The 783-nt window shown below is 52.1% G+C and carries 1 protein-coding gene; it reads right to left on the reverse strand.

Going from position 1 to position 783, the window contains the following annotated elements; translation table 11 throughout:
* Positions 1-724, reverse strand: a 724-nt coding sequence (locus tag RDU59_12955; GenBank protein MDQ7839388.1) for a carbon monoxide dehydrogenase, incomplete at its 3' end; no start/stop codon positions are given.
* Positions 725-783: the final 59 nt, after the last annotated feature.

The following is a 783-nucleotide window of genomic DNA, read 5'->3' on the forward strand; positions in this document are numbered from 1 at the left end:
CAAAAAGAATGTCCTGGAGTTCCGTAGAAATCATGGACGCGCCCCAGCCATCAGCCAAGGCGCAGCGGCTACCTTGCAGGATCAGATTTTCATAGTCCTGATCCGTTCCCATATGGGTGCGGTGCATCATTTCGGTAACTTCACGATCGATTCCACGCGGCAAGATACCAAGCTTTTTCCAAATTTCCTGTCTTTTGGCCGGAGCACGCTTTATAAAGGTCAGCCCGCCTTCCTGTTTGCCAAACTCGGCCAAGGCCTTTTCACCCAGTTCAATGGCAATATCCTTTATGCTTCGCCCCTCGGTCTTGATCTCAAAGAGTTGAGCGGTGGAAAGGAGTTTCCTCTCATCCTTTATCTCATAGGGCGCTTCTCCTTTGGCTGCCGCCAGAAACCCCATGACGGTCTCCCGCCCATGGTCAATATGGGCGGCAGCACCGGCGGCGATCATACGACAGAAATTACGAGCCGCTGTAGTCGCGGGCGTGGCTCCACAAATCCCTATAGACTCCGGGACACCTTCGATCATCATACAAGGCCCCATAGAACAGTTGCGGCAACAAGTGCCTCCTGCTCCGAACTGGCATCGGTCCAGACCCCTGCCCTCTATTCTCTGGACAAAAGTGTTAACCCCTTTCTGGCCGGCAAATTCAAGGACTTCATTACTGGCCTCACATTCGATGCCCGGGCAAATCGAAGGGCAAAAGGCCATTCTCTTCCTATCCATGCTCATTCCTCCACGAGTAAGAAAATACTAGGTTACTGCAAGATAATGCCATTTTGGGT

The sequence above is a fragment of the Thermodesulfobacteriota bacterium genome, assembly GCA_031082315.1.
Taxonomy (GTDB): domain Bacteria; phylum Desulfobacterota; class QYQD01; order QYQD01; family QYQD01; genus QYQD01.